19 protein-coding genes are annotated in these 22,346 nt (G+C 49.6%); 9 read left to right on the forward strand and 10 right to left on the reverse strand.

Translation table 11 applies throughout. The annotated features are described in order from the left end of the window. Positions 1-79: 79 nt before the first annotated feature. Both H6624_00405 and H6624_00410 read right to left on the reverse strand, forming a co-directional pair. Positions 80-1,600, reverse strand: a complete 1,521-nt coding sequence (locus tag H6624_00405; protein ID MCB9082768.1) for a hypothetical protein — start codon at positions 1,598-1,600, stop codon at positions 80-82. Positions 1,601-1,830: 230 nt separating this feature from the next. After that, complete coding sequence (locus H6624_00410; GenBank protein ID MCB9082769.1) at positions 1,831-3,507, reverse strand: AMP-binding protein; 1,677 nt, start codon at positions 3,505-3,507, stop codon at positions 1,831-1,833. Between the two features lie 150 nt (positions 3,508-3,657). Here H6624_00410 and H6624_00415 point away from each other — a divergent pair, with 150 nt between their 5' ends. Continuing rightward, on the forward strand, positions 3,658-4,491 hold the full coding sequence (locus H6624_00415) for a 6-carboxytetrahydropterin synthase (GenBank protein MCB9082770.1): 834 nt from the start codon (positions 3,658-3,660) through the stop codon (positions 4,489-4,491). 3 nt (positions 4,492-4,494) lie between these two features. Here H6624_00415 and H6624_00420 read toward each other — a convergent pair whose 3' ends face one another. Then, positions 4,495-5,865 carry an aldehyde dehydrogenase gene (locus H6624_00420; protein MCB9082771.1) on the reverse strand — a complete coding sequence of 457 codons (1,371 nt, stop codon included), beginning with the start codon at positions 5,863-5,865 and terminating at the stop codon, positions 4,495-4,497. Positions 5,866-6,088: 223 nt separating this feature from the next. Here H6624_00420 and H6624_00425 point away from each other — a divergent pair, with 223 nt between their 5' ends. Further along, positions 6,089-6,682 (forward strand): hypothetical protein, encoded by a 594-nt coding sequence (locus H6624_00425; GenBank protein MCB9082772.1) that lies wholly within the window; start codon positions 6,089-6,091, stop codon positions 6,680-6,682. A 179-nt stretch (positions 6,683-6,861) separates the two neighbouring features. Further along, the gene (locus H6624_00430) at positions 6,862-7,386 is read left to right on the forward strand and encodes a YceI family protein (protein MCB9082773.1); all 525 of its coding nucleotides are present in this window, start codon (positions 6,862-6,864) and stop codon (positions 7,384-7,386) included. Between the two features lie 72 nt (positions 7,387-7,458). Here H6624_00430 and H6624_00435 read toward each other — a convergent pair whose 3' ends face one another. The 4 genes from H6624_00435 to gpmA form a co-directional block, all read right to left on the reverse strand. Continuing rightward, positions 7,459-7,764, reverse strand: coding sequence for an RNA-binding protein (locus tag H6624_00435; protein ID MCB9082774.1), 306 nt, complete (start codon positions 7,762-7,764; stop codon positions 7,459-7,461). 148 nt (positions 7,765-7,912) lie between these two features. Next, positions 7,913-9,010: a matrixin family metalloprotease gene (locus H6624_00440; GenBank protein ID MCB9082775.1), complete on the reverse strand. Its 1,098-nt coding sequence runs from the start codon at positions 9,008-9,010 to the stop codon at positions 7,913-7,915. Between the two features lies 1 nt (position 9,011). Further along, a complete protein-coding gene (locus H6624_00445) occupies positions 9,012-9,647 on the reverse strand; it encodes a hypothetical protein (GenBank protein ID MCB9082776.1) in 636 nt (211 codons plus the stop codon). A 34-nt stretch (positions 9,648-9,681) separates the two neighbouring features. Next, entirely contained in the window at positions 9,682-10,431 is a 750-nt protein-coding gene (gene gpmA, locus H6624_00450) for a 2,3-diphosphoglycerate-dependent phosphoglycerate mutase (protein MCB9082777.1), read from the reverse strand. Between the two features lie 263 nt (positions 10,432-10,694). Here gpmA and H6624_00455 point away from each other — a divergent pair, with 263 nt between their 5' ends. The 3 genes from H6624_00455 to H6624_00465 are packed head-to-tail and all read left to right on the forward strand — an operon-like array spanning position 10,695 to position 17,315. After that, positions 10,695-13,055 carry a hypothetical protein gene (locus tag H6624_00455; GenBank protein ID MCB9082778.1) on the forward strand — a complete coding sequence of 787 codons (2,361 nt, stop codon included), beginning with the start codon at positions 10,695-10,697 and terminating at the stop codon, positions 13,053-13,055. Beyond that, a complete protein-coding gene (locus H6624_00460) occupies positions 13,052-16,162 on the forward strand; it encodes a zinc-dependent metalloprotease (protein ID MCB9082779.1) in 3,111 nt (1,036 codons plus the stop codon). Before H6624_00455 ends, H6624_00460 begins: the two co-directional genes overlap by 4 nt. Before the next feature lie 13 nt (positions 16,163-16,175). Beyond that, positions 16,176-17,315, forward strand: coding sequence for a hypothetical protein (locus tag H6624_00465; protein ID MCB9082780.1), 1,140 nt, complete (start codon positions 16,176-16,178; stop codon positions 17,313-17,315). Positions 17,316-17,632: 317 nt separating this feature from the next. Here the strand turns inward: H6624_00465 and H6624_00470 are convergent, their stop codons facing one another. From H6624_00470 to H6624_00480, 3 genes are all read right to left on the reverse strand, one after another. Continuing rightward, a complete protein-coding gene (locus H6624_00470; GenBank protein ID MCB9082781.1) occupies positions 17,633-18,847 on the reverse strand; it encodes an HNH endonuclease in 1,215 nt (404 codons plus the stop codon). Between the two features lie 275 nt (positions 18,848-19,122). Beyond that, positions 19,123-19,560, reverse strand: a complete 438-nt coding sequence (locus tag H6624_00475) for a hypothetical protein (GenBank protein ID MCB9082782.1) — start codon at positions 19,558-19,560, stop codon at positions 19,123-19,125. Between the two features lie 416 nt (positions 19,561-19,976). Further along, complete coding sequence (locus tag H6624_00480; protein MCB9082783.1) at positions 19,977-20,369, reverse strand: hypothetical protein; 393 nt, start codon at positions 20,367-20,369, stop codon at positions 19,977-19,979. A 313-nt stretch (positions 20,370-20,682) separates the two neighbouring features. On the opposite strand from H6624_00480, the gene H6624_00485 reads away from it, so the two are divergent. The 3 genes from H6624_00485 to H6624_00495 are packed head-to-tail and all read left to right on the forward strand — an operon-like array spanning position 20,683 to position 22,327. Further along, a complete protein-coding gene (locus H6624_00485) occupies positions 20,683-21,456 on the forward strand; it encodes a hypothetical protein (protein ID MCB9082784.1) in 774 nt (257 codons plus the stop codon). Further along, on the forward strand, positions 21,453-21,983 hold the full coding sequence (locus H6624_00490) for a hypothetical protein (protein ID MCB9082785.1): 531 nt from the start codon (positions 21,453-21,455) through the stop codon (positions 21,981-21,983). Before H6624_00485 ends, H6624_00490 begins: the two co-directional genes overlap by 4 nt. Further along, positions 21,983-22,327: a hypothetical protein gene (locus H6624_00495; protein MCB9082786.1), complete on the forward strand. Its 345-nt coding sequence runs from the start codon at positions 21,983-21,985 to the stop codon at positions 22,325-22,327. Before H6624_00490 ends, H6624_00495 begins: the two co-directional genes overlap by 1 nt. Positions 22,328-22,346: the final 19 nt, after the last annotated feature.

The following is a 22,346-nucleotide window of genomic DNA, read 5'->3' on the forward strand; positions in this document are numbered from 1 at the left end:
GCCCCGAATTTACTTTCAGGGCCCATGGAAAGCATTGTCTCACGAATATTCAGAACTAAACTTCGATAGAATCTGCAGGTTATTGAGGAATAGCTGGTATTCCACCACCTCCACTACAAATTCCATCGACACAAGGACCACCCGCTCCAACACATTGGTCAACTGGTGCAACTTCACAGTAGAACTTGCCATTTCGGGCGCTGACCGATTTGCTCGTGGAGGAGTTTGTCAGAGTCGGGCACTGGAACTCACCCAATATGATGGTCGCAGTTGTGGGTGTGAACTCAACCTTGTCTGAATTACTGGAACACGGCATGACACCTTCATCACGCTGAACCGTGATTTCGATGGTACAGGCCTGGTCGATGCGGTTGTAATTTTCGTGCGTAATACCGTCATCGCCGGCTGAGACTCGGTAACTTGCTGAATGGAGTTGGACCCCATCAGCCTGGGTATAAGTTTGGGACGCTGAACTGCCGTTATCGGGTATATTGTTAACCCGTATTTCCATGCCATGAATAAACTGGTTGCCTGAATCCATCTGCAGGCCACCCGTGTACCAGTTGAGTCCTTGAATCGTGAATGATGCTTTCTGCGCTAGTTTCTCAAAATTATAGGAGCAGATCACTCTCTTTTCCTTATCACCTGGGTACCAGGTTCCTAGGAAAGGTCCGTTTACGCGCTGCTTGAGAGAGGGAGATGCTGTTGTCGTAACAGACTCGGATCCGATGTCAGACTGTAAGTAGTAGTAGCCCTTTTTGACTGCTTGTGACTCAGGTGTTCGGGCGATGTTTGGAAGTTCATCCGCCATTTCCACCTGAACAGTGTCGGACTCCATATTACAGCTGTTACGTACCCGTAGTAAGGCCACTCGTCGATGCGATCCAGCTGAGGCAAACACGCTATAAATCCCTTGCGAAACTGGAGATTCATTCCAAATGGCTCCGGCACTAGAGTTGAGATCAAAGGGATCAAAAACTCCATCGCCGTTGAAATCCCAGGCGAACTGGAATCCCGAACCACCTGAAACCGCCCCATTTGGAACGCTAAAGGTGTAAAAGTTGTGTTTGCTTTCAGCGGTGATCGCCACCATTGAGGCGTTGACCACGGGCTTGGCTCCATTGGCACATTGGGCGTTGATGGCGAAAGTCTTGACTGAAGCGAGACCATGTTCATCAACAGCCTTTAGGGCCATGGTTTTATTACCAGCAGCTAACGTGAGATCAAAGCCAAAAGGCTTAAAGTCCGGACTTTGGGCATCATAGTCAGTATCGATAAAGAAACTGACGGAGCTGCCTTCATCCTCGGTGGCAGAACAATCAAAACGGACCGTATCGCCTTCTTGTGGGTAACCACTAAAGAAGGTGTCTTGTTCGCCAATCGTGTTGATGCTGCGCTTTTGACTGGTATTGTTGGTATTGGTGATCTGGCATGAAATCTTTGGAGCCTGATTTGTAACGCCAGAGTTCAGTTGATCGACATTTTGGGCGGTCGATGCGCCGTCGTTGCTATTTGTTTCTTGGTTGCTGTCAAACCCGGAATGACATGACCACAGGACCATTGCAAGGCCCCCTATAATAGAGAGAGCCTTCGTATTCATTTGTTTTTCCTCCTCCTAAGAAGATTTTTCTTTGGCGTTAACTCCGCACAGAGCTTAACTTAAAAAAGTTAACCGCCAATGAACCCCACAGAACCGAATTGCAAAGCGGGGACCAGGGTGTAAAGAAGCTGGTTAGTTTTAAGCTCCTTCTTTCCGGGGATTTTTTTGACACCTGTCAATGGCATGTTTCGCCAGGGGGAATGAGGAGCTGTAGAACTTTTATCTATATATTATGGATGGGCGGCGGGCTCGTCGCGCAAAGCACGGCGAAGGATTTTACCAACATTTGTTTTTGGCAGTTCTTCGCGGAATTCAATATGCTTGGGAACTTTGTAAGCCACGAGATTCTCCCGGCAATAATCCAGCAGCTCTTCGGGTGTCAAAGATGTATCCTTTTTGACTACAAAGATCTTAACCGACTCGCCGGACTTGTCATCACGGATGCCGACAGCTGCAACTTCCAAAACCTTAGCATGGGAGGCCACCACGTCTTCAATTTCATTTGGATATACATTGAAGCCCGAAACCAAAATCATGTCTTTAAGGCGGTCAACGATTTTAAAGAAGCCGTCTTCGTCCATGACGGCGATGTCCCCTGTCTTCAATCCGCCATCGGGCAAAATTACCTTGGCAGTTTCGTCAGGCCTTTGCCAGTAGCCCTTCATTACTTGAGGACCATAAATCACCAATTCCCCTGTGTGCCCCTGGGGTAGAGGTTCGCCGTTTTCATCGCAGACTTTAATTTCAGTGTTAGGGATAGGCAGGCCAATCGTGCCGACCCGGTCCGTTCCATCAATGGGATTGCAGCTAGCCACAGGTGAAGATTCGGTCAGGCCATATCCTTCCACCACCGGTGTCTTTGTTCGTTTTAGCCATTCGACGGACACCGCCTTTTGCAAGGCCATTCCGCCAGCGACACTGACCTTTACCGATTTGAAGTTGATTTGGTCAAAGTCAGGATGATTCATAAGGGCGTTAAACAGAGTGTTCACCCCGGTGAAGACAGTAAAACGAGTGCTCTTCAATAATTTAATAAATGCATCAATGTCTTTGGGGTTGGTGATTAGGACATTAGTGCCACCGTAGTACATCAAGGTCAGGCAGTTCACGGTGAGAGAAAAGATATGATAAAGCGGCAGAGCCGTGATCACCACTTCTTCGCCCTCCACCAGTCGGGGCTTCATCCACTCAGCAATTTGCATCATGTTGGCGAGAATATTTCGGTGGGTCAGCATGGCTCCCTTAGAAACACCCGTGGTGCCACCCGTGTATTGCAGAAATGCCAAATCATCCGGCTGGCAAATTTCAGGATTGAATTTCTTCTCGGCCCCCAAGTCAAGAGCCTCATAAAATGAATAGGCCTTTGGGAGGTTGTAAGCGGGGACCATTTTTTTCAAGTACCTGACGACACTATTGACTAACAGGGACTTGGGCCAACCCAAGAGATCTCCCAGTTGAGTGACGACCACGGTTTCAATTTCAGTTTCGTTGATGATCTCTTCCAGTTGGTGAGCGAAATTGGCGAGGATGATAATGGCTTTGGCACCGCTGTCGTTAAATTGGTGCTTCATTTCACGGGTGGTATAGAGTGGATTGGTGTTCACCACCACCAGACCAGCGCGAAGTGCGCCGAACATTACGACCGGATATTGAAGTGTGTTGGGCATTTGGATGGCAACTCGGTCGCCCTTTTTCAGGCCGGCGTGGTTGATGAGGAAAGAGGCAAAGTCGGCCGACATCTCATCGAGTTCTTCAAAAGTCAGATTTGATCCCATGTTGGCGAAGGCCAGCCGAGGTCCGAACTTTCTGCAACTCTCTTCAAACATTTCGTTGATGCTTTTGAATTTGCCGACATTGATTTCAGGCGAAACATTTTGCGGGTAGTTCTTAAGCCAAACCTTTTCCATAAAGGTCACCTCGTCACAATAAAGATGTTAGTGAGTTGCGGAAGGCAGTCTAGCACGGGCGTGGGCGGGGGGTGAATAAAAGGATATGGCGCGTAGCATCCTCATCTGGGGGAGTTGGTTGCAAGGCGACGAGGTGGTAAGAGAGTGTTTGTGAAGATTAGGAAAAGCCATCGAGTCTTTTTTAGCTCAGCTGTCAGATGCAGCCACCATGAATTTTCCCCTGAAGCAAATTGGCGGGCCTTTGGGCCTGCGGGCGGAGGGGGCGGGTGTGGCTTTAATTTTGAGTTGTCCGCATCTATTGAGGGCAGCCCTGATCCCGAGACGGGATGGATTCTGTCAGAGGAGGATTTCGACGCTATGCTTAGAGAGGTGGTTCAAGATTGGGACCACAGTTTTCTCAATGACTCAGAACCAAAATTCAAAGCCCTCAATCCGACTCCGGAAAACATGGTGAGTGAATTGTTTCGGCGGATTGACCAGCGAGTGGGTAAACTGAGGCCGGCCTTGCAGCTGGTCGGAACGCGTTTGCGACAAGATAAGAATCTGTGGGTCGGTTGTGAGGGGTCAGGGTTTCCTTTGTTATTGACCCAGGCCTTCCGCATTCAATGTGTTCATCGCCATCACAACCCTGATTTGTCCATGGAAGAAAACCGGCGCCTCTACAACAAATGTGCCTCGATGCATGGCCACGAGTATACGATCGAAGTAACGGCGCAAGGTGAAGTGGATTCCGAGACCGGTTTGGTAATGAAAAGAGATGAATTCCAGCAAGATGTGGAGCGGGTTTTGATCAAACCCTTTAATCAGACATTTCTTAACGAAATTGTCGGTAACACTTCAGGCGAAATCCTCACCGAAAAATGGAGTCAACTCATGCGCCAAGCCTGGGGCGACAAATTCGCCTTCCTGGTTGTGCGCGAAACCCGCAAAAACTCCTTCGTCGAAGCCACCAACGGCCGAGAGCGGGCCCTTCTTTTGCTTTAACTGTTAATCCAGCAAGAAGCGGAACCACTTGAGGTTGTCTTTGTAGGGCGGGTAGCGAAACTTGGGATCGCTCCAGGTGGGTTTTTTAAGAACAGCCTTCATGTGACTGAAGGTCTCAAAGCTGTATTTGCCGTGATAGCGGCCCATGCCGCTGTTGCCGATGCCGCCAAAAGGAAGTTGGCTGGTGGCCAAATGAACAATGCAGTCGTTGACGCATCCGCCTCCGAAAGCCACCGATTCAAGTACGGTCTTTTCCACACTTTTGTCAGTGGTAAAAAGATAGAGGGCCAACGGATTTGGTTGGCGGTCAATGATTTCGAGGGCCTCTCTCAAGTGTTCATATTCGACGATGGGTAGAATGGGTCCAAATATTTCCTCGGTCATGACCGGTGAGTCGATCTTGGGGTTGATCAACAATGTGGGTGAAAGGTACTTTTGGTCTGAATCAAACTGACCTCCGTATAGAATCTCTCCGTCCTTGAGATAACCTACTAACCGATCATAGTGGCGGTTGGTGATAATGCGGCCGTAGTCGGGGCTTTGTTTGGCATCTTTGCCATAAAACTCCTCAATTGCGTCGACAATCGCGTGTTGCATTTCTTTACGAACAGATTTGTGAACCAGCAAATAGTCAGGGGCCACGCAGGTCTGCCCAGTGTTAAAAAACTTGCCCCAGGCAATCCTTCGGCCGGCAACCTTAATGTTGACCGCACGATCGACGAGGCAGGGGCTTTTGCCACCCAATTCAAGGGTAACGGGAGTTAGATGTTGGGCGGCCGCCGTCATGACGATTTTTCCAACTTGTGGACTACCGGTGAAAAAGATGTAGTCGAAATTATGGGCCAGAAGTTGTTTGTTCACTTCCAGTTCCCCCTCGACGACCTGGATGTACTCGCTGGGGAAATTGTCCTGAAACAGATCGGCGATGAGTTTGGAAGTATGAGGGGCAAACTCTGAAGGCTTAAGAGTTAAGACGTTTCCCGCAGCCATAGCACCCACCGCTGGTAGGACGAGTAGCTGGAAAGGATAATTCCAGGGTGACATGATGAGCACCTGGCCGTAGGGGTCAGGTCGAAGCTGAGCATTGGCCGGCTGAAGGGCCAGTGGAAGACTTACGCTTCGCGGTTTCGCCCAGGAGCTGAGCTTCTTTTTCATCACGTCGATTTCTTCCAATACCATGGCGATCTCAGAGGTCCAGGCCTCAAGGGCCGGTTTGCCCAAATCAGCCTTAACCGCGGCGAGGATCTTATTTTCGCTGACGCGAATCATGCGCTCCAATTTGCTCAACTGTTCCAGGCGAAAGGACAGGGGCAGGGTTTTGCCACTGCGAAAAAAGGATTTCTGCTGCTGTAAAATCTGGGGAGTGAGTTCCATAGGCCATCCTTTGTTGGTTTCCATCATAAACAAACTGGGGAAGGAAGGAAAACCTTTGTCCAGGCCTTGCAAATGATTCTGTCAAGCCCTCAGGCATTATCCATTCCTGAAAGAATCTCAATGAGATAATGCTGAGTATTATGGGAGTAAAAAGGGCTTCCCCGGCAAAATGAGCCTCGGCATAATGACAAACTGAAGTCAACGCAGCACCTGGAGGTGAACCATGAAGAGTCTGCGTAATATTTTGTTAGGAATGGGAACCTTGGCTTTATTTGCGGGTTGTGCGTCCAACCCTCACAAGGCGAAGAAAATCGAAACTGAAATGGAGAAGAAGTCTGCAGTGAGCGGCGATGAATCCGTAGGAATCAAGGATGGTAACTTGGTTGTCCAGCGCAAGACCATGATGAACGAAGAGCTGCGCCGCTTGCAGAATCAGGTCTACGAACTCGAGGATCGAGTCTACGGCAATAGGAAGTATGGCTCCGAAGGTCTTTATGGCGCCCTTAAGCAATGTCGACTCAAACTCACCTCAAAGGAGTATGGCGGCGATGGCAAGTTGAAGTGGACTGAGCCCATTGACCGGGTGACGGACAAGGAAGATGAGTTCGAAATCGGCGTCGATGAGAAGGACAAGATTGTTGCCGTCTCCGAGGAGTTCCTCAAAGACCGCATTAAGCGCTTCAACGGCTACAAGCGGGTTCTGAACAAGAGAGAGGACGAATACAACGAGAAGTTGGAGATTTGTGATGCGGCTCTCGCATCTCGTAAGTTCGACATGGAACAAAAGCAGAAGGCAGACGCCAAAGAGACCAATTAATCAGGTTGGTTCGAAATACAAAGAAGGAAGGCCCTGGCCTTCCTTTTTTTTTACCCCGTTGCTAAGCTCAATCCATGAAAATGCCAAAACCCTTACTCTCACTCATCCTATCCATGTTCTTTTTTTCTCCCCTTTTGGAAAGTGCCGCCGACCCACTATTCCCCGATGAGGGCCATTGCGTGGCCTACAAGACACGTAAGACCTTTTTTCTTGTGCGCACGGTAGATGTGGTGGGGAAGAATTGTAGTGTCAGTTCTCAGATCATCCCGGAAGTGGGAGGGCAGTATTACTTTGAATTGCGGGTGCCCACCAAGTCTTTTGAGTCGGGCGAAAGTGAACGGGATAGAGATGTGGCGAAAATCCTTAAGGCAGAGAAACACAAAGATATGGTCTTTCGTACCAGCAGTTGGCCTCAGTCCAAGTGGGAGGAACTGCTGAAGTCAAAGAGCTTCACCCTGGAGGGGAAGCTCACCATTGCGGGAAAGGCCTATCCTGTCTCGGCTCAGGTGGAAATGGTGAGAAATGGCCATGGAGTTGTGGCCAATGGTTTGATTTATAGCAAGTTCAAACACTTTGGCATTGAGCCGCCCAAACTTGGAATGGGAGTGGTGGCCAAAGTTCGCGATAAGTTGGATCTGTATTTTCAATTGCGGGCCGACAAAACTTTGGGCGTAGACCAAATCGTTGATCTGACGACATTTTAGTTCTGAGTCGGAAAACCAAAAAAAAGCCCAGCTCGTCGAGCTGGGCTTTTGATTTCCGTTTTCTAGCGAAAATTAGTGGCGACCACCACGACGGCCACCGCCGCCTCCGCCACCAAAGCTGTTGCGGGGTTGCGGAGGACGAGCCTCGTTAACAGTTAGGCTACGACCGCCATACTCTTGGCCGTTAAATTTTTCGATTGCAGAAGATGCTTCTTCGTCAGTCGACATTTCCACGAAACCGAAGCCTTTGCTTCTTCCAGAGTCGCGATCAGTGATGATGCGAGCGGAGTCAACAGTACCGCACTGAGAGAAAAGATCAGAAAGATCTTGGTCAGTAGTTTGGTAGCTCAGATTTCCAACATAGAGTTTCTTGCCCATTAATGCCTCCTCAGCCTGGGTGCCACTTAAGAGGACTGGGCGGAATTGCCCCTGGATCCCTTAGAAGCGTGTCTTATATACGGGAACAGAAATAACACGACTGGTCTCAAGGGGACAACCGAAATGAAAAGTCTTTGTGTGGTGCTTCCTACAGGTACCGGGCATTTTTTCGAGATCTTACCCAAGTCCACAAGATGACAGGGAAAATAAGCAATATCACCAGGCCCCCGGATGGTCCGGAGGGTGAGAGAGGACCTTGAAAACGGCCACAGCCCAGCAAGGGGTCCCCCCCCAGCTCATCCCGACCATAGAGGTAGGTAATGCCATCAATGTCGTCCTGATGGAGGTTGAGGTTGGTTTTGGCGGCTATTGAAAAATGCATGAGGGCGGCCACCTCTTCTGTGTGGCCGAGTCCAATCAGATGGCCCATTTCATGGGCAATGGTTATCTCGCGTTCTGTCGTCGATTTGAGGCCGAAATTTCCCCCAGCAGCCGCGTTCATATTGACGACAATAAAGGCCTTTTGCATCCGGCCTGTACCAAGGGTGGTGCTACGGGTTCCGGCTGGAACGACATCCAAACAGGTGCCCGTGCATCCGCCGGTCCCGGCTGAGCTGGCTGAATCTGTCGCAAAGTCCGTGGAACAGGCAATGATCGCCGTTTCAGGGAAGGAGAAAAATCTCAGGCTGGCGGCTGTGGTCGAGGTCGTGCCGCCCATCTTGATTTCCAGACGGGAGGTGGGAACCGAGTTCCATAAATCAATGGCGGTTTCAATATTGTCCTCAATCCCGGCCGGGCAATTGGTGGGATTTAACAAAATGTTGAGGGACTTGCCGCTAAAACCCTTAAGATTTGGATCAGTAATACTGAGGGTAAACCCCTGGGCCGAAGGAGCAAGACACAACATAGCCACTGTGATCAATATGGTAAGAACGGGCCTCCTTAATTGTTGAACCACAAAACAGTGCGCTGTCTTTGTCCGGGAATAGGTCCGACTGCCGAGCCATTCCCGTAAATCCGAATCCTCACCGTCGCGCAGGGCAGGAGGCTGAGCGACCGAAGGGAGTAGGCTCAGCCGAACGAACTGCGGCGGCAAAGCTGACGCAGTCCGAAGACGAGCCTGCGGCCGAAAAGGTGCGTGAGGATTTGCGGAGGATGGTCGGCAAAGGACCGACTTCACTGATAAAGGATTTTGTGGTTCAACAATTAAGGGGGCCCGTTTTAGAAAGGTGTATCGCAACTTCATTTCAATAACCTCCACCAACTTGATAATTGACCGTGACCATCAAGGAATAAGAACGCCTCTCGGTGAGGAGACTCACAAATAGGGCTTCAATCTCTGTACGCCACTTAGAGTCCGCAGAGGTGTAGGCCATACCCATCTCCCAGGTCATATTGCGAGCCGTGGTGTCGCGCCCCGGGCGGGCAAACTGCGAAGTGCTGGTGCCATTGTTGAGAGTGACCAGCCCCCCTTTTCCTTTAACTTGGTAGAACATCAAGCCGAGACCGTAAGTCCAATCCCAGCCTCCGGAACCACCGGCACCTAAAGGGGAAAGAAGGGGGAAGGAAAACAACATAATAGTGGTATCGGCCGCTCCATCTTGGGCTTCGCGAGGCAAGAGAGTATAGGCAAAGCGGGGAGCCATAATGAGATCGCTATGAAAGTTCCAAAAAGTGCGGGCCTGCAGAGGATAAAACATGGGCCCCAAAAAACTGGAAGAGGCATTGTCGCTGGTGGTGGTGCGGGTCAGGTTGTAGTTCAGCATTCCCCCGCCCAAGTAAAGAGCCTTGGCTGGAGCAGCGGCACCTGTCGGCGAAAATGTCAGAAGAATAAAAAAAAGCCCCAGGCCATTTGCGGCCCAGTGAATTCTGAACTTCCCCATCGCTTGCCCCTCCCTGGTTTGGCTTCGGGTCCTCTTACTTTTTGGCCTGATTGGCCACGGCTTGGGCGGCTCGTTCCGCCGCTTCCGGGTCACCCAGGTAGTAGTTTTTGATGGGCTTGAGCTTGTCGTCAAGCTCATAAACCAAAGGAATTCCAGTGGGGATATTAAGCTGGGTGATTTCATCATCGGAAATCCCGTCCAGGTGCTTCACCAGAGCGCGCAAGCTGTTGCCGTGAGCAACGATAAGGACGCGCTTACCGGCTTTAATGACTGGAGCGATTTCTTGATCCCAATAGGGGAGAACTCGGTCCTGGCACTGCTTGAGTGCTTCAGTGGCAGGCAGGTCCCCAGGGGTCACACCGGCATAGCGACGATCATGCTTGGGATGGCGTGGGTCTGATTCTTTTAGTGCCTCAGGTGGAATATCGAAACTTCGTCGCCAAACAAAAACTTGGTCCTCGCCGAATTTTTCCGCGGTCTCCACCTTGTTGAGTCCTTGCAGGTCGCCATAGTGACGTTCGTTAAGGCGCCAGTGGCGAATAACCGGGAGCCACTCCTGTCCAGTTTCTGTGAGCACGGACCACAGAGTGTGGATGGCGCGCCTCAATACCGATGTGTAGGCCACATCAAACTCGTAACCTTCTTGTTTGAGCAATTGTCCCGCGGCCTTGGCCTCCTGCCTTCCTTGATCGGTGAGGTCCACATCCGTCCATCCGGTGAAGCGGTTTTCCTGGTTCCATGTGCTCTGTCCGTGACGAAGTAAAATAAGTTTGTGTGTGCTCATGATGGCTCCCTTATGTGCAAGGCCAAGTGATAACCCCACTTGGCCTTGGGATTCAACACCTGGGGCGCCTGACCAAAAACGTCATTCAAGTCTTTTTTGAAGTCCAGGCGGAATAATTTTATTCCGTAAAATTAAAGGCTTAGGCGCCAATCGGGGGCACAGGCCTGGCATATTTGTTGAAGATTCAGGCCAGTCAAAGTGGAAGGGGAGCCACCTGTGCTCTCAAATCGAATTCGAACGGAATACATAACTAAGGGAACTCTATGAATCGCGTTGTTCTGACAATCTTTGTCCTTGCTGTCATGGGCGCAGGCATAGCTTGCTCTAAATCCCCTAAACAGTACCAGACTCAGACTCCTGACCAAGGCAAGGTGGACCCCAGTCGCCTGACCCTGGAGCAGTTGATCGGACCTCCCTCGAGCCCCAATGCCGGGCTTCTTTCCGGAGAGCGAGGGGAGGAGACTCAAGAGGAAATGGACGCCCGGGTTCGCCAGAACAGTATGCTGCCCATCGTGTTGGGCGAGGGTGCTGCCGGAGTCTCTCTGACCACCACTTACGAAGAGGCGGAGTTTCGTTTGAGCAAGGGTCGATTGACCTCAATTGGTTGCCTCTACTATCGAGAAGGACTGTGTATTTTGTGGCGTCCGGATCAACCTCGCACTCCGGTGGGAATGATCATCGTTGGTGGGTACCTTGGGCCAGTGAATTTACCCTCACCCTATGGTGCGGTGAAAATCGGAACTGAGCTGGCTTCATTTTTTGGAACAGGTCCGGTGGATCATGATCCAAAGGCCCAGGCTTTTATTGAGGCTATCTACCGTCAACTTAAGAATACAGGCTCGGACTCTCATTGCTTGGCCGATCAGACTTGTTACATATCAGCCGCTGAAGACAATAAGTCCTTTGACTTCAATATGCCAGGCGTGGTTTTGCGCTTTAGTAACGATGGTCGGAAAGCCCTGGGCACCATCATCATTCAGGTCAGCTCTGAGCCCATGGGCCTTGAGGGTCGAGTGGAACTTCTGAAAGGCGAAATAGAAGTTCTGGGCGCCCAAGGTGAAGTCCTGGATCGCATCGCTTTAGGTACGCCCTTTGGCGAAGTTCTGGCTAAGTCTGGTTTGGAAGACGACAAACGTTATGTGGTTGGAACGCGCATCTTCGGAAAAATTCTTCGCGGTATGGGGATTATCTTTCTACGCGATAAATTTGGTAAAGAGGACCGCCAACCCGAGGCCGATGATCCTTTGGTGAATGTGTCTTTTGATACTGAATTTCAAGGTCAGTTCCGCATGAACGGCAAAAAGATTGTCGTTCAACCCCGGGCTGGAGACCAGGTACAGATTAAGCTGGCAGAGGAGTCAGCAAGCCCTGGTGATGGCAACTATGTGATTGGTGAAAATCAGAAGATTTTCCCCGGTGATGCCAAAAAACAATTGGCTCTGATTAAAGCTCTGGTTCAATTCACCGAACAGGAAATGAATAAACAAAAGAGCGAAGACGAAGTCGTCATTAGCATGGTTGAAGGCGCTCACGAAAACCGTCCCGGCCGTGCTGTTGGAGGCGGGGTGATCCGTTACAACCAGAAGACGGGTTTTGGCTTTAGCCTTGGCTACAATATGGATGAGCAATCGGGCCTTCTGTCCATTGGCTACGGCATGATCGATAGCGAGTTTGAACGTTTAGCAATTGAAGAGGGACAAAAGGTCTGGATGGCGGGAAGCCAAAGGCTGGCGGGAGTTGGCCTGGGTGAAATCGCCTATATTAAGGATAAAGATGAGGAAAGGCAGACCGCCACACTGAGATATCAACATCCCACCCGTGGATGGTTAGAGATGCGGGTCGATTACAATCCCAACGGTGAGCAGCCGGTGATGTACCGTGAGGGCTCTGAGACCAAGATCTACTATCAGCCCATGTTTCTCATCAAAGTCGGTTCCATCGTCAATATTGGCGGGCAGGCGCTCGGAACAACTAATATTGATGGTGTTTCGTATGAGGCCTTTGAAATCATTATTTTGGCATCAGACTCGCTCTATAACAGCGTGATGGGCTTATGTGAGATTCCTGGTTTTGCCCTGCCCTTTGGTGCCTACGATCTGGATGTATTTGGCGCAGCAAAAACAGGTTCGGTGGTGGAGAGCATTCCCTCCGCCATTAAGCGGGCGGACGACTCCAAGCAGCTGGCTCAGTTGAGGCGCAAGCTGGACAAAGAAACCAGTGAGCTACTTGCCGACCTGAGAGGCTTGGATGTGCCAGAGCCTATGTCGACCACAACCAACGCTCGGCGCACAGCCCTGATGGAGCGTTTGGAGCAGATTCGCAAACAAGCGGAAGAGAAAGGCTGGATTGAACGAGTGGAGAGTCCAAGTGTGGGCCAGCTCCAATGGAAGTTTAAAGAGCTTTCATCTGAATCCTTGGCTCTGGAGGATAAGTACCTGGCATTTAAATCCTGTATTTTTGAGGCTCCCGTGGACTCAGCGGCTCAGGGTTTGCGCTCGGCTGTTTATTTCCCCCGGCAGAACACCCAGTTGAGATTTATCAGCCGCGAATTGGATAAAGTCGTCATTTATAAGAAGCCGGATCCTAAGGCCTCAGAGAAGGTCTTGAGGGGAGGTGGCCAATGAAAAAGTCGTATGTAACTCCCATTGTCCTTGTCGTTTTAAGTTTGCTGGTTAGCTGCGCCAAGGACCGTCCGGTCATGAAGCTTCCTGATCCCGAAGGCGATCGTATGTCTAAGCAAGTCTTTACTGGCGCCCCCAGTGTGCTGCAGGCGGCGACAGGTGCCAACTCAGCCAAGTATTGGGCGGCCAAAGTCACAGTGGTGAACACCAGTTCGAACTCGGGCTTTGTGTTTACTGGCTTTCAGAGTGACCTCAAAGTCGGCTATTTTGAATTCACCAGGGACAAGCTGAAGTTTTTCAACGCCATCTTGCCTTACAAGAGCAAGGTTAACAGGCTTCCTGAAGTGATTAACGAGTGGGATGTGACCCACTCGGAAAAACGCCTGGCCGAATCCGATGGCAAGGTCACCAATCAGGAGCAGGAAGACCCCTATCTCAATTGGGAGCGTAAGAACTTTTTTACTCTCGATTGGGCCCAGGCCAATATCTCAGAGGCGGCCACCTTTCCTTACTCCTTGGATTGGGCGACCACCTTCCGCTGTTGGCAGAAGAAGGCTGCCTATTTGGTCGAGGACTCCCGGGAAATCACTGAGGACTACATCAGCTTCACAATTGGTGTGGATTACCAGCAGAACTCCTTGTGCAACATGAGTACCCGCCGTCACCATCGCAGTGATTTTACATTTTCAGTTCAGTATAAGTACTCATTTGTCCGCGTGAAGCCTTCTAGTGGTTTTCAGCCCTATGTGTACACGGGCGAGGATGATCCTCTCTTGGCCAAATATGGTTACTTCCGCACCGTCAAAGAGGGCTTGGCCAAAGATGGTCGCTACTCCAACACATTCCTGATGAACCGCTGGGATCCTAAGAAATCTCACACCTATTATTTTGATAAGGACTTCCCAGAAGTCTATAAACCCTTGTTTCGTGACATCATTGTCAAAACCAATGCTTTGTATGGAAAACACAAGCTCAACAACTACAACCCTAAGGACCACTCTTGTACCCAGGGGCTTTGCTTTCAGGTTTTGGACAATAATGATGGTACCAAGAAGTTTGGTGATGGCCGTTACAGTTTTATCAAAGTAGTTGAGACTCTGGATGATGGATCCCCCTTTGGCTATGGCCCTTCAGACGCCAACCCTCTGACTGGTGAGACCTTAGCGGGTAACATCATTTTATGGACGGGTGGTGTGAAGTACTATCTCAAAGTCCTGCGCGAACGTTTGGAGCGTGAAAAAGGCAAGTTCGACAAGAGTAGTATTTTCCAAAAGCTCAAAGCCCGTCTGAAGGAAGAAGACCCAACCAAGTGGACGGCGACGGCGGCAAAACTGAATCCTTCGACTCGCTCGGGTCAGGCCTTTGATTATCTGCTCAAGAAATTCACCTATGGTTATCCGGGCTGGGCTCAGTTCACCCAGTCGCCCTTTCCGGGATTGTCCCAAGCTGGTGAGAGCAAGTCGAATCCGGCAGACATGTTGGGAACCAAGCTCTTTAAATTCGACAGCCTTAGTCGGGTGCAGGATTTGGCCACCAAATCCATGGGACCTCGCTGGGCGGGCCTAGGACCTGAAATCATGGGTAGCATGAAGGATGTGATTCAGGAGGGCCTGAGGCAGGTTGCTAAACCCGGAATGCATGAGCGGGATTCCACCGTGTACTCGGTTGAGGCTGCTTTGGCTGGTGCCACCGATATGATGATGGACGGTAAGAGCGACGATGAAGTTTTACGGACTATTATTTATCGTGTCCTAATCCATGAGTTTGGACACACTTTGGGACTTCGTCACAATTTCTATGGTTCTGTGGATAAAAAGAATTTCCGTCAGGTACGTAGCGATGGACAGAATTCCAAGTTTGTCGCCACCAGTAGTTCAGTCATGGACTACCTGACCCTTAAAGACGAAATGCATGGCGATCACAATTGGGAACTCTACGATGAAGCCGCCCTCATCTTTTCGGCAACGGGTGGTGCTGTGGACTTGTCCAAGGTGAACAAGACCCATTACCTCTATTGTACAGATGAGCACCGCATCCTAAATGCCATGTGTAACGCTTTTGACCAGGGATCCACGCCATCAGAAGTGACTATGAGTTTGATCGAAGACTACGAGGACCGCTACTGGCTGTTGAACTATCGTAACGAGAGAGCCTACTGGAACACCTGGTATTACGCTTCTAACATGTTCTACACCATGTTCCAGATGAAGAAGCCTCTGATGATGTGGCAGACGGCCTTTAACGTGAACAACGTTCAGGAGAAACTCAGTCGCCTGAGAGGGGCAGATGGAACTACAGCCTTATATAAGGACGAGGCCATCGGTGCCATCTATGAGGACATCTCCGAAGACCTCAAGCAGTCGGTCAAACTGAGCATGGCTTTTTACGATTCGGTCATTCAGCAAAGTTCAGCCGACCGTGATTGGAAAACCAAATATGAGGACTGGACCGGTGAAGTGAAGGCCTTGGGTATCATTTGGGACAAGATCTTTGCCACCTTGTTTTTGATGGGTGATCAAACATTCTTGTACAACCCCAACTACTATGCGCCTTATGCCTCTTACCTGAGCATGATGAACCGCTTAGGTGACCGCAACATGGTGGAGGAAATCTTTGAGAGCAACTTGACCGTGCGCTATGCGATGGAGCCCTGGTTTATCGGATTCTCGCGTGTGTTGTATGCGCTTAACGCTTACAACTACGTGAATCTCAATAACCCGGAGTTCATTAACCGCATGAGGTTTTCTTGTTATAAGCCTGAGTCCATGAAATCTCGATTTGGCATTGATGTGGACAACTTCCAAAGCTCGACCAGTCTGGTGAAGGACCGATTGAATTTGGAGTTGTTGCCTTTGGCCAGTTTGGGAGAAGGCTTAACCGACCGCTACTTCCGGGATTCCACCAGCCGCATCGGTGTGGTGGAGGTCGGCGGTGACTTCTATGTGGCCGGTGAAGAGAAAAATCGCTACGCCTTTACCCTGATCTCCAACATGGAGGATTCAGATAAGCGCCTAGGCGAGAGCATGGCCACAGGTAAGGCTGACGTGCGCGAACTGTATATTCTCTACAACTTACTCACTCGGGGTGTTGTACCCGATCAGTGTCAGTAAGGAGAATGGCTGAGTGATGATCAGGACAAACCTGCGTCCCCCAACCCGAAAGAATCAGCCAGGGCGGTTGCTCTGGCGGATGATCACATTGCTGATGGTCGGCCTGGCCCTGGCTTGGGCCGATTTCAGCCGTGGGGGGGAAAATCTATTGTCCAGTCAGCCGTCAAAGATGGCAATTGAAGGAAAGAAGTCTGCCGAACAACTGGCCAAAGAAAAGCGACTCGAAGCCCTGCGCCGTAAGAAAAAGAAGAAAGCGCGCGCCAGGCGCCGAGCCCAACAGTATGAAGTGGCGGCCCTTCCCTTGCCACCTTTGTCCCCCATGCCTTCCAGTGGTGGCAGCAGCAAAGCCAAATTGACGGACGAAAAGAAAGAGGAAGAAGACAGTGGTCCCTGGTCGGGCAGCATTGGTGCTGAACACTACGGCGGATTCTACGAAGACGTGGACCCCACCTCCATGCTGATCCTGTCGGCGGCTTACAAATTCAAATACGGCATGACGATGTCTGTTGGCCAATCCGTCACCAAACTTTATCGAGTCATTCCCGGTGAGTCGGAATGGCAGGCCAACGACACCTCATTGGGATTGAGTGGTGTGATCACCAAGGACTGGTTTGCTGGCATTGGTGTCAGCGGAAGCTTGGGCGCCACGGTACCTGTGTCGGAAGCCTCAAGGCGTGTGGATCAGCTCACTCGCCTCAGTGCTGCTGGCAAGTTTTCGCGTAGTTTTATAGATAAGAAAATCGGCCTAAGTTTATCGCCAAATGTGCGCTATCACGTGAACCGCTACACCACCACGCCCACCTACGAGGGCAGTGGCGGCGGACGGCCCTTGACCCGGTATTCTGTGGGTGCGGCGGCTGGCCTGGCTTTGAATTTTCACGAGAAACTTAGCTTGATTTCGTCAGCCTCCGTCCAGCAGGTCTTTTACGAAAAGGTGCAGTTTGAAAACTCCACCAGGACATTAGGGGTTACCAACCCACCCACCCATTTCTACAGTTGGGCCGCCTCTTTGAATTTTCAACCCCTCAAAAACTGGAGCCTGTCCTTAGGCTACAGTCACGGGCAAAAGCTAGAAAACCCGTGGGGAGTTGAAGTCCTAGTCTTCGACGATCGGGTTTCGCAGTGGTCTTTGGGAACCAGTCTTAGTTTCTGATCCGTTTCCTCTCTATGAATTCGAAATTGATCAGTCCATGAGTCTCTGCTCGCTTTTCCCAGCTGAGCAAAAATCTTCAGACATACGTCCGGCAGCAGCGCTCTCTCTCAGAGCGCAGCACCAAGCCGAACTCGATTTTCGCTCACTGGGAACGCGACCACCCGACTCATTGAGAGCTGCCCTTTCCCGTCCAGGAAACATTTAGATAGGGTGCCAGGTCCTATTCGTGGCCACCCAGCATCCAAAGGGGCCATTTTTTTGAAAAGTATTTGGGCATCGTATTGCTGGGTAGATTAACGAGAAATTGTTCTGGGCTATTAAACACCATTCAGATGCTGGGCCTGGTGATGCCCCGAACAAAGGAGAGTGAGGTTTTCCAGGTGATTGCTCCCACCCTGAGAGACCGGCTTTAGGTGGTGGATTTCCAGAAATCTTGTCTCCCGACACCGGTCGCCCTTGTGGCTCACATGGCCACATTGGCCAGCAAATTTGATCATCACTCGGTGTTTTGTCGCCGCAGGAATCTTCCTTCGTCCAGGTCGGTTATCATTTGATCCATGCAAAAGCTCCCTAGGTACCTTGTCTCCTTCTTTTTCTATATTATTTGTGATGATGATCTTTTCGTCCCGGGTCTCCCTCCCAGGGGATTTGTTGTCCGTAGCGGCGATTCTATCTCCGGATGGGCTCGTGTTTAGGGCTTTTTCCGTCGTCCCTTCGCTTGACGCAGGCATTTCGGGAACTCTCCTTAAGGATTGTACCGGGCTCACTTGGGTCACAGAATTTTCGGTTGAACTTTGGCTGTCGCGACCCCGGTTGGCAGGAGACCCGTTTTTGCCGGAGAGCTTTCCACGGAGAAATTGCCGTTCGGCCTTTTTGACGGGATCGTGTTTTTCTAAAAACAGTTCTACTATTGACTCCAGAGCCTGTTCCAAACTTGCTGGCTTTTGAGATTTGTCACTGACTAGGTCTTGAACTCGGCGAATCTTGATCATCAGTTTTTCTGAGATCCCCACCTGAAGTTGCACTCGAACTGCGGTCGGCTGCTGCTGAACAATGACCTTCTCCTGAATCTCGTTTTGTGGGTGGATATAGGTCATTCTCCCTTTTCGCGCCTCTTGAGGATTGACCTTCGACACCTCCCGCTCAACTTTCGATTGAGTGGAGGTTTTAGCCATTTCAATCCAGTGGTTTTTGTTCTCTTTGGTTATCACGGACGCAATGCGCTTAGCCTTAGAAACCGTAAGCCGGCCCTCCTTGATTTCATTTTTAAGCTCCGGCACCTCGCGTGATTTGCGGGTCACAGCAATCAGGGTATAGACCACGCTGTCAGAGAGTCCCAGACATTGAACCCCATATTGAAAGAGAGAATTACAGCCGTAGCGAAGGAAAACTCTATTTTGCTCAACCTCATCTAGTATATTGATCAGCTCAATTTCGGCCGTCTTGTATTTCGCTGACGCCTGTTGGGCTCTATGGTGAATGTCGCGAATCTTTTGTGGCAAGTGCTTCTCAAAGTCTTTCTGCTGATTCAAATTCGATCCCCCCTCGTGACGAGTTGAGATCTTATAACATGGGTTTTTGAATGCACTTTTTCGGGTCTTGCCAAATGCCAATCAAATCGCCTGGGAGACACACGAGCAAAGGCGGTAAGGAGTTTTGGACGAGAGTTTGAAGGAAAAACCAAAATCAGGATTTGAACCGACTGGAAGGTTGCTAACAAACTCGAAAATGGCGTCAAGAGTCCGCTGCAAAAAGTTTTTTGCGCAACCCTGCATCCAATATAATAGGCCTGGCACTTTTAACTTGGCTAGTTCTCTGGGCTTATGATTCGTGACACGTGATTCTCGTCAAATCGAACAAAGTACACAGTGAATTTGTAACTTTGCTTAAGTGTATCATAGATGTCAGCTCCAGAAAAATCAGCCTTGGGTGCCTCAGTCACCTGGTATCTGTTAGTAAGATTAGGAATGGCCTTGGAAACAGCCTCAGTTTTGAAATCTCTTAAAACGTAATATGACGACTTGAGTGTCAGAAAGGCAAGTAGAACATCCCATGCTACGGGTTCGGGGGTCATGTGATCAAAGGCAATTTCATCACAGGTGTTATCAGGGCAGTACCTGAGTGCAAAGTGGTCTCTTTCCTGGATCCTCTGGATACTTTCTCCCAGTCGCGATTTAAGATATGTCTGAGAGTCAATGGACCGGCTTTCAATTGAAAGAGAGGCACAAGAGGAGGCGCCAAACATGAAAACAATTGCCCACTTCGATAGTTCCCTTCTTGTTTCGCTCAGGGTACAGCCTCTGTTCCGTTGCTAGAGTTTAGATACCAGGCGTATATTCTGAATCAATGCTTCCAAAACGTTCGCCTGGCTGTTAATCTTCGTCACCCAAATCGTACCCACATTTGCTACACTCTCGTTTGTAAAACTTTGGTCTTAAAGAGAAAAACCTTTGTTTGCATCTGGGGCACTTCCAAAAGCCCAACAGATAGATAGAATATAACACCAGCCCCAGAGAAAGGGAGGCAATCAAAGGCGTAAATATTTGTGGATATACGAAAACTCCAATTATGAATAATGGAAGTGCTTTGGCGATATCATAGGGCAAAAATACAAGTCGCTTTTTGTTCATAGGGGATCTTTCCGCAACACTGGTTATGTTTTCAATCCCTTGGGTAGTAATCAAGAAATTCTTCTGGGCCAATTGGAATAATTGAGATTGCCGTACCAGAGATGATTAGAGTGTCCCCGGAGTCGGCCATCAAAAGATTGATCAAAATATCTCCAGACTCTTTTAGTGGAATAGGGACCTCACCTTCATATTTATTGGAAGAGACCAAAATGCTTCCCGCTGAGATCGAAGCTGGGTAGTTCTGAGTTTTGCCCTTTCGGTTCCATCCGGAAACACTCAATTGGACATTTTGAGTACATACAGGCAAACCCTTTGGGTCTTCACGATCATGATAGACGATCGCTGAGATTAACATTCTGAGCTGATTCTTATCCTCAATGACCTTGTTGATTTCAGAGTCGTGGAACTCCCAGGTCGTTTTCAAGAAACCCTCCATTGTCAGGAATTGAGTTAAGTGTCTCTTTGAATTCCATGCATCCAGAAAATACGCCTGGCGCTTAAACTCTTGTGATAGATCTGTTGTAGCCAGGCCCTTGTACGGACTATACTATATCGATTTATAACTAGTGTCTAAGAGACTAAGGTCTAGTGAGGCCGATTGTTTTGAGTCTGTTTGTATGCTTAATCCAAAAGATGGTGAGATTGTAATAGAAAGAAAACTATTTTTTCATAAAGTGCCTTTAAGAGGTCCCTATGAAGCGTTGTTTCCATCCAATCTTTGCAGAGTAAGGTAGGTAATGAAAAGGGCTCTGAGGTGGATAGGAATAGGTCTTCTCGCACTGACTTTGCTGGTTACTATCGTGATCACGATAAACCTAGTAAAAGTCTATTCACTTTTGCCAAAAGTGAGAACTGCACTCAAAACTCCTCAGTTCACACCGGTTGAACAGCCTGTCATTGACCGGTGGCGTGTCGAGCCACCAAAGAAAAGCCTAGATAGGGCGTCTAGTGGACAAGGCGCAGAAGTGAATGACCAAAAGAAACCTGAGGAAGACGCAGAGTTCGAGGGTGGGCGGCGCAAGGCCGAACAACAATATGAGGACATCTCTAGGATCATGGTTTTATACAAGTCTCAGATCGACCATGTGGATCTCTGCAATGTTAGTTGTGAAGGGCTTCCGCAAATGCTTTCGGAAATGCAGGACTATGTGGGTGGAGAGGGATATACCGTAGAAAATCCGCCAATGGGTAATCCTGGATTTCAATTGGCAGCTCTGTCTGGTCGGGCGGCCTTTGGAAAGAAAATGATAGGCCTTTTTGATATCCTTCATCAAATAACAGCCGATCCCGTTTCACTTAAGTCAATTGAGGCATACAAAGCCGCTTGGATATTTGAGGAAGCGCTATCTGGCTTTGAGAAAAGGGGCAAAGAACCTCTTTTGGAATTGGGCTCACTGCTAAAGTTGCTGAGTTCTTTAGAAAGGACTTGCTCTGAGGAATCCTGGGCAAGGGACTGTCAAATTCTTGAAGAGGATATCGTAGAGTGGATAGAAGATGGAGCACTGGAGTGAAGAAAGCCCATCTCTCAGCAGCTATGTTTGTTGCCCTTTTAACCATTGCTCTCCTCGGACTGTTTTATCCGGCCTTTACTGAGGATATAGAGATATTAAATGCATACTACTCGCTTGATGGACAAGAGTTGGTCGAATATTTGGAGGGCAAACCGGTAAGAGTTCCGTTTCGGGCAGGTGGTGCCTTTAGGTGGGTGCAGTATCTTCGGACCAGTGCCGATGTGGCAGTGGTTGAAGTTGAGGAGATGTCCCAGATTCCCGGTAATTTGACGCAAAAGAATGTTGATACATTAAAGAGTTCTAAGCTGACTGATGAAGTGAGGAAGACAGGTAATGGAGTCGCCTACAGAATCAGGCTGCCGATGAAACCCGAATGGGAAGGTTATGGTCACATTATTGGGGGTATCCAGATTGAGGACTCAGACGGACCGGGATTTCACAAAATCAGACTGAGATTCAAAAACGGGCAAACCCGAGGATTCTGGTTTGAGGTTGTGCCGCCAGGGCGGAGAGAGAAGGAGATTTAATGCCAAACATTATGCCACCTGGCTACAGCGGAAAGAATCAGGGAGGAAAGAGTCAAGCCCGCCTAAGCAAATCAGATAAAAGACGGATTGACGCTGCCGTGCTGATTTTTATCATAGTGGTTTTTGTTTTGGTGGTGAGATTCCTGTATCCAACCAAGATTGATGAAATGTTGTACGAGGGCTATGTCGATTCGTTTTGGTTTTGGGTTCCAGTTGGGATTTTGTTTTTATGTTCTATTGCAATCTGCCCTTGGACTAGAATTCCCTGCGACCCAAGTCGCTTCTATGACGGCCCCATTTTGTGGACCTCCGAGAAGGAAAAGCCCGAAACCAAAGACCGATGAAACTGATGAGCTGGCCTCC

The sequence above is a fragment of the Pseudobdellovibrionaceae bacterium genome (assembly GCA_020635075.1).
GTDB lineage: Bacteria > Bdellovibrionota > Bdellovibrionia > Bdellovibrionales > UBA1609 > JADZEO01.